Here is a 7,181-nt window from a genome sequence, read left to right as displayed (position 1 = left end):
AAAATCTCGGTCTTTTAATATTTTATAAATCTTTAATTAAGAAATTCTTTCAATCAAAGCCATGTAAAATCCATCGTAATTTGTTTCAGAAGGATAATGCATTTTATCCGAAATCAGTTTATAATTTGGATGATTTGCTAAGAATTTTTCTACTTGTTGTTCATTTTCTTGTGGCAAGATAGAACATGTTGCATAAACCATTAACCCACCAACTTTAATTATTTTAGAATAATCTGCTAAGATTTTTTCTTGTATAGCTGTAATCTCATCAATAAATTCTGGTCTTAATTTCCATTTCGCATCAGGATTACGTTTCAACACTCCCATTCCAGAACAAGGCGCATCAATTAACAAACGATCAGCAGAATTTTCCATACGTTTGATTGTTTTGGCTTCGATCACCTTTGTTTGTACGTTCTGAACATTGTTACGTTTTGCACGGCGTTTCAACTCTTTTAGTTTCCATTCGTACAAATCCATTGCAATTATTTGCCCTTTGTTTTCCATCAAAGCAGCTAAATGCAATGTTTTTCCTCCAGCTCCAGCACACGCATCAACAACACGCATTCCTGGTTGCACACGCAAATAAGGAGCGATTAATTGAGAACCAGCATCTTGAACTTCGAACCAACCATTTTGAAATTCATCAGTTCTGAAGATATTTGTTTTCTCCTCTAATTCTAAAGCATCTTGGTATTTCGACAAAACTTTCGTTTTAATTTGTCGTTCTTTTAATGCTTTTTGCAACGTTTTACGATCTGTTTTTAATGAATTTACACGTAAAACTGTCGGCGCTTGCGAGTTCATTGCACGTACTTCATCTAACCAACGGCTTCCTAAAGACTTTTCACCTAACTCGAACATCCAATCTGGAAAAGATTCTGCTACTGCTATGTTTTTAGAAGATTGATGGTGTCTTTTTAAAACTTCTTTTGGATAGATTTTCTGAAATTCTTCCCATTTCGGTAACGTTTGTTCTGGATCTAAAGCAAACCAAGTTCCAACAAACTCCCAAATTGTATCAGGAGAAAGTGGACGACTCATTGCCTCTTCAACCAAACGTTTCCAACGAACCAAATCATACACAGTTTCGGCAATAAAAGCACGATCTCGCGCTCCCCATTGCTTATTCGATTTCAATGTTCGTTCAACTTCTTTATCTGCATATTTTCCTTCGAAGAAAATTTGCTGCAATGTGTCGGTGATTCCGACAAATAAATTTTTATATGGTAAAATCTTCATAACTCGGTGCAAATTTACAAAGACTTAAACGATTAGCGTAATTATTTTTTGAAGTTTATCTGTTTAGAAAAATATCTTTTATCTTTTCTGGTACTTCAACCACTTTATTATTCTTATAATCGAAAGTGACAATACCTGTTTTTGCTTTTGCAATGAGTTTATCTTTTGTTGATATTTTATAGACAATATCAAAACTTACACGTGAAAAATCTTGTACACTTATTTCAATCAATAATTGATCTCCATAAAATGCTTGATTTTTATACTCAATCGCAACATCTCCCATAATCACACTTACACCAGCAAAATCCAATTCTGAATAGCCATAATGTTGAAAAAACTGCATTCGTGCTTCATGTAAAATAGATAACACTTTATCATTTGCTAAATGATTTCCGTAATTTAAATCTGTTATACGTACTGCTATTGTTGTTGAAAATAAAAAAGATTCAGGTAAGATCAGTTTTAAACGCGCCATTTGTAGTAATATTTTGACTCAAAGATATAAAACTTACTATAAAAAAAACGGGTTTAAGCTCCTCAGCTTAAACCCAATTGATTTTTAAAAAAAACTTACACAAGTGTGTATAAATTTAACATTAAAAAAAATCAATCTTACTCTCTACTACCTGATTACAAATTTAGAAATAATTTAACAATTTCCAAAACTTTTTTTTTAAAAATATTTTTACTTATTTTTTATTTTAAACAAACTCCTTTTGATTTTGGCTCTTTTTCAATAAATTACAAAATAGCATATCCAAAATAATACGACCTATATAAATAAAAATTACTGTTTTTTTATGTTTATTAAAAATGCTAATTTGCAAGTCCAAACTTTTAACATGAATTTGATTCAATACATTCATCAACATATTACGTCTATTTCAGAAAAATCAATTAACAATACGATCAATTGCTTGAACGATGATAACACTATACCTTTTATTGCGAGATATAGAAAAGAGTTGACAGGTAATTTAGATGAAGTTCAAATTTCTACTATCAAAAAATTACAATCACAGTATCTAGAAATTGTTGCTCGAAAAGAATTCATTTTAAAAACTTTAGAGGATCAAAATCAATTGACAAATGAATTACAATTACGTATTCAGAAAAGTTTTGATTTGGTTCAGTTAGAGGATTTATATCTTCCGTACAAAAAGAAAAAGAAAACGCGTGCCACAATTGCAAAAGAAAAAGGATTAGAACCTTTGGCGAAAATTATTATGAAGCAAAATAACATACCCGATTTAGATGGTTTAGCTACTAAATATTTGAATCAGGATGTTACAACGATCGAAGATGCTTTTGCTGGCGTTCAAGATATTATTGCAGAATGGATCAACGAAAATGAGTATGTTCGCCATAGATTGAGAGATATTTTTAGAAAAACTGCGCTGATCGAAAGTAAACTGGTCAAATCTAAAACTGAGGAGGAAGAAGCACAAAAATTTTCAAATTATTTTGAATACGAAGAACCTCTTAAAAAAATTGCTTCGCATCGACTTTTGGCAATTTTACGTGGTGAGAACGAAGGGTTCTTAAAAGTAAATGTAAGCATTGATAAAAAAGAAGCGTTCAAATTTCTTGAATATACCTTGATAAAATCTATTCAACCTGAAGTTTCTTGGTTAATTGAGGAAGCTATAAAAGACGCTTACAAAAGACTTTTGGCTCCATCGATTTCGAATGAAGTTTTGAAAGAGGTGAAACAAAAAGCAGATGAAACTTCGATCAATGTTTTTTCAAAAAATCTGAATCAATTACTTTTGGCTCCGCCTTTAGGTCAAAAAAGAATTTTAGCTATTGATCCTGGTTTTAAATCGGGATGTAAAGTTGTCGTATTGGATGAGCAAGGTGATTTATTACATAATGAAAATATCTATCCACATGCCCCTCAAAATGAAAAAGCACAAGCAATCAAAAAGCTTAAATCTTTGGTAAATGCATATAATGTAGATGCGATTTCTATCGGAAATGGAACAGCTTCCCGTGAAACCGAAAACCTGGTTCAACACATAGCATTCGATCGTCCTTTGAAAGTTTTTGTCGTAAACGAAGCTGGAGCTTCTGTTTATTCAGCTTCTAAAATTGCTCGTGACGAATTTCCTGATAAAGATGTTACTGTACGTGGTGCTATTTCTATAGGTCGTCGTTTACAAGATCCTTTGGCTGAATTGGTGAAAATAGAGCCAAAATCGATTGGAGTTGGTCAGTATCAACATGATGTCGATCAAACTTTATTGAAAAATGAGTTGGATGATGTTGTTTCTTTCTGTGTGAACAAAGTTGGTGTAAATCTGAACACGGCAAGTAAACATTTGCTAAATTATGTTGCTGGAATTGGCGAAAAAATGGCCGAAAATATTGTAGAATATCGAAGCGAAAATGGTGCATTTAATTCGAGAAAAGAATTATTAAAAGTTCCGCGTTTAGGTGAAAAAGCTTTTTTACAAGCCTCTGCATTTTTAAGAATTCCGAATGCAAAAAATCCGTTAGATAATTCCGCTGTACATCCTGAATCGTATACAATTGTTGAAAAAATGGCGAAAGATTTGAAGGTTGAATTACACGATTTAATTCAAAACAAAGAATTAATCAATCAACTTGATTTGAAAAAATATATTTCAGATAAAGTAGGATTGCCGACTTTAGAAGATATTAAAAAAGAATTGGAAAAACCAGGTTTAGATCCACGTTCTACAGCTAAAGTTTTTAGTTTTGATCCACGTTTGAAGAAGTTCGAAGATTTGCAATTGGGAATGAAAGTTCCTGGAATTATCAATAATATCACCAATTTTGGATGTTTTGTTGATATAGGAATTAAAGAAAATGGTTTGATTCATATTTCGAAAATTTCAAATGAATTTATTTCGGATGTTAACACGAAAGTACATTTGAGTCAACAAATCGAGGTTACTGTAATCGGTATTGACACCGAAAAACGTAAAATTCAATTATCATTGATTGATTAACTATGAGATTAAAATCTATACTAACCTTATTTTTCTTCTCACTTTCGCTACTTTTAATTGCTCAAAATAATAGAAAAAAAATGTTTGAAGATTTCATTAAAAAAGAAAAGTTTTATTCACAAGAAAATGAATTGTCTATTAAAAACTTAGAACCTATTGTTGAAAAAAGTTTAAATAGATTGGCTTCTACTTTTGAATTCATCGGCAGCAGTAAAAATGCTGAAACAAAACATTATCTTTTAGCAATAAAAAAGACTATTAATGAATTAAAACCTTATGAAATAGATTTAAGTATCAACGACAAAACTATTATTTCTACTTATATTGAGGAACTAATGGATTTTGTTGATTTAGAAAGTTCTGAAGGTTTATTAAATGAATTTGTTTACGGATTTGATCTTACAAAAAAATAATTTCAAAAATAAAAGGCAATCTAACGAAAGATTGCCTTTTGATTTTCTTATTTTTTGAAACGAAATTAATCTTCAAATTTCACTTTAAATTGTTCGTCATATGTAGCACGCTGTTCAGGCGTCATTTTATTACGCAAATATTTTATCGTAAAACCACCAATCATTTTATCAGCTTTATAATACATCCAATCACCAATTTTAGTAGGATCGATTATGATTGTATCCCCCATTTTAAGTTCTTTTATATATTGTACTTGGCTATTTACAACACCTTTCAACGTATCATTATTATTCACAATATCACTTACCCAAATACCTTCTTTCAATTCAGATTTTGGAATTGGAAATTTTTGCTGAATCATAAAATTTGTTGTTGTCGTATCTTTCATTGACAAAGCTAATTTAAAATCATCAAACGTTTGTTGAGCCTCTTTCCCAATACTATCCAAATCTTTTTGCTCCTGTTTCTGCTTATCCATTCCCTTGTAAGCACTAACTCCTGCGTTTTCTTTGTTTCCACACGAGAACAATAAAGCTGAAAAAGCCACTGCAAATAATGTATATTTCATAATTGTATTCTTTGATTGTTGTCGTATAAAGTTACGAAATTTATTCAAAATAAGATAAATTCAATTCTTTTGGTGTTGGTTGTATCCATTTTTGATGCCCGAAATAACTCCATGTTGTATAGGCTAAATTATAGTTCAGATTTGTAAACTGATAATATTCACTTCCATTAACAGCTACTTTTGCATCAACAAAAACTTTGACATCTTTTATCCCTTTTTCTTCATAATCTTGTTTTACAAATCGTGCAAATTGCCACATCATATCTGGACTAACAGCCATTTTAGAGATTTGTTTAAACGTCAAATATTTGGTCAAATCTACTTTTTCTCGTTCAAGGAATTTACCTTTTTTAAGTGGATCAGGTTTAGAAACAAAGACACTTACTTCTCCAAATTTATTTCGTAACATCATACGCCAAGCCATACGGTGCCCTTCTTCTGTCCAAAAAACATTGCCTGGAATAAAATAATGACGAATGGGTAAATAAACTTGCCAAATCACATAGAAAAACATCAAATAGGAGAACATTACGCGACGAGTTGTTAATAAATTATCGTCATCTGAACGATCCATCATAAACGATTTTTTAGGAAAAACTACTTCCTGAATTTTAATGGGATCGTAAAAGAAAATCAACATGGCTAACGAAAAGAATGGAAATATTCCAATTCCAAAAACGGCTGAATTAAAAATATGAAAAAATAAAGCACATTTGAAAGCTATTCCACGAGTTCTTTTTATCAACATTGCAGGAATTATCAATAAATCAAAAAAGAATCCCAACCAAGCAATTACTTGAGCAAATTCTAAACTGCTTACAGCATTTCCTAATTCGTTTAAATTGTATTTATATGTCAATAAATCTCCATATTCTTGAAATTTCATTTGTAAAAAAACACCATTAAACCAATCGGGATAAATCTTAGCAAAAGCCGCAAAAGTATAAACAATCAATAATTGAATAATAAACAATGTTGACACCCAATTGCGCATGGTTAATCGCTTTATCTTTGGAAAAATTAAACTATCAATCGAAAAGAAATGATGCGCAGGGATTATTGTCATCATCCACGAAACCAGCATAAACAGATAATAATGATTGTTATAACTTGTTTTTTGCATGAAATACGTTAACGACCATAAAATAGAAAATAAAATGATTGAAAAACGGTATGCAAAACCAAATACAATACACCATCCTAAAATTCCCATGAGCACGTACAAATAAATCATATTATGGCCCAAGAAAACGTTTGTCCATTCGAATCCGATGAACGAAAATGTCAATTGTGGCTCTACAAAATTACTTTGTACCCAACCTGTAAAAATGGCTCCCCAACATTCGGCAACAATTAATAAACCAAATATAATTCGGAAAATTACAAGTGGAGAATTATCAACTTTTCGGAATAAGTATTCGCTAAACATGATTGATTGTTAATTTTGGCTAATTTAAAAATAACCTTTAGAGTTTAGCTACTTTTGGTGTATATTTATTGTATGAAAACGAGGAAAATTATTTTGTTTGATGGAATTTGCAATTTATGCAATCAATCGGTTCAGTTTGTGATCGAACATGACAAAAGAAATCAATTTCGTTTTGCTTCGTTACAATCAGATTTTGGACAAAATTTCTTGAAAGAAAATGATTTGGACACCGCTCAATTTGATTCGGTCGTTTTTATCGAAGATGATAAATTTTATACCAAATCTTCTGCTGCGCTAAAAATTGCTAAACATTTGGACGGAATAACTTCTTGCCTACATTTTTTTATGATTGTGCCAAAACCTTTGCGTGATATCGTGTATAGTTTTATTGCAAAAAATCGTTATCGTTGGTTTGGAAAACAAGAAAGTTGTTGGTTACCTACACCAGAATTGAAAACGAAGTTTTTGGATTAATTTCTATATTTCTCAATGGCAGCTTTTATTTTTTCACGACGATTAGATGGCGATGGATGCGTACTTTGAAATTCTG

General features: G+C 31.0%; 7 protein-coding genes. 3 read left to right on the top strand and 4 right to left on the bottom strand.

Annotated elements, in window-relative coordinates; all coding sequences use genetic code 11:
• Positions 1 to 36: 36 nt before the first annotated feature.
• Both Q0616_RS07470 and Q0616_RS07465 read right to left on the bottom strand, forming a co-directional pair.
• Positions 37 to 1,242, bottom strand: a complete 1,206-nt coding sequence (locus tag Q0616_RS07470) for a methyltransferase domain-containing protein (protein ID WP_286484182.1) — start codon at positions 1,240 to 1,242, stop codon at positions 37 to 39.
• A 55-nt stretch (positions 1,243 to 1,297) separates the two neighbouring features.
• Positions 1,298 to 1,720: a thioesterase family protein gene (locus Q0616_RS07465; RefSeq protein WP_298776186.1), complete on the bottom strand. Its 423-nt coding sequence runs from the start codon at positions 1,718 to 1,720 to the stop codon at positions 1,298 to 1,300.
• A gap of 367 nt (positions 1,721 to 2,087) precedes the next feature.
• Here Q0616_RS07465 and Q0616_RS07460 point away from each other — a divergent pair, with 367 nt between their 5' ends.
• On the top strand, positions 2,088 to 4,220 hold the full coding sequence (locus tag Q0616_RS07460) for a Tex family protein (protein WP_260544250.1): 2,133 nt from the start codon (positions 2,088 to 2,090) through the stop codon (positions 4,218 to 4,220).
• A gap of 2 nt (positions 4,221 to 4,222) precedes the next feature.
• Positions 4,223 to 4,633: a DUF4844 domain-containing protein gene (locus Q0616_RS07455; protein WP_298776183.1), complete on the top strand. Its 411-nt coding sequence runs from the start codon at positions 4,223 to 4,225 to the stop codon at positions 4,631 to 4,633.
• A gap of 65 nt (positions 4,634 to 4,698) precedes the next feature.
• On the opposite strand, the gene Q0616_RS07450 is transcribed toward Q0616_RS07455, so the two are convergent.
• Both Q0616_RS07450 and Q0616_RS07445 read right to left on the bottom strand, forming a co-directional pair.
• Positions 4,699 to 5,202 (bottom strand): DUF2314 domain-containing protein, encoded by a 504-nt coding sequence (locus Q0616_RS07450; RefSeq protein WP_171623830.1) that lies wholly within the window; start codon positions 5,200 to 5,202, stop codon positions 4,699 to 4,701.
• A gap of 40 nt (positions 5,203 to 5,242) precedes the next feature.
• Positions 5,243 to 6,631: an HTTM domain-containing protein gene (locus tag Q0616_RS07445; RefSeq protein ID WP_260544255.1), complete on the bottom strand. Its 1,389-nt coding sequence runs from the start codon at positions 6,629 to 6,631 to the stop codon at positions 5,243 to 5,245.
• A 72-nt stretch (positions 6,632 to 6,703) separates the two neighbouring features.
• Between Q0616_RS07445 and Q0616_RS07440 the strand changes: the two genes are divergently transcribed.
• Entirely contained in the window at positions 6,704 to 7,105 is a 402-nt protein-coding gene (locus Q0616_RS07440) for a thiol-disulfide oxidoreductase DCC family protein (RefSeq protein WP_298776182.1), read from the top strand.
• Positions 7,106 to 7,181 lie beyond the last annotated feature (76 nt).

This window comes from uncultured Empedobacter sp. (assembly GCF_937930195.1).
GTDB classification, from domain to species: Bacteria; Bacteroidota; Bacteroidia; order Flavobacteriales; family Weeksellaceae; genus Empedobacter; species Empedobacter stercoris.
Note: the sequence above shows the minus strand (reverse complement) of the source record. Positions and strands in the feature narration are given on the sequence as shown.

Excerpts from the sequence above, each read along its gene's own strand:
- Q0616_RS07470 (WP_286484182.1), bottom strand. The coding sequence starts at position 1,242 with ATGAAGATTTTACCATATAAAAATTTATTTGTCGGAATCACCGACACA.
- Q0616_RS07465 (WP_298776186.1), bottom strand. The coding sequence starts at position 1,720 with ATGGCGCGTTTAAAACTGATCTTACCTGAATCTTTTTTATTTTCAACA.
- Q0616_RS07460 (WP_260544250.1), top strand. The coding sequence starts at position 2,088 with ATGAATTTGATTCAATACATTCATCAACATATTACGTCTATTTCAGAA.
- Q0616_RS07455 (WP_298776183.1), top strand. The coding sequence starts at position 4,223 with ATGAGATTAAAATCTATACTAACCTTATTTTTCTTCTCACTTTCGCTA.
- Q0616_RS07450 (WP_171623830.1), bottom strand. The coding sequence starts at position 5,202 with ATGAAATATACATTATTTGCAGTGGCTTTTTCAGCTTTATTGTTCTCG.
- Q0616_RS07445 (WP_260544255.1), bottom strand. The coding sequence starts at position 6,631 with ATGTTTAGCGAATACTTATTCCGAAAAGTTGATAATTCTCCACTTGTA.
- Q0616_RS07440 (WP_298776182.1), top strand. The coding sequence starts at position 6,704 with ATGAAAACGAGGAAAATTATTTTGTTTGATGGAATTTGCAATTTATGC.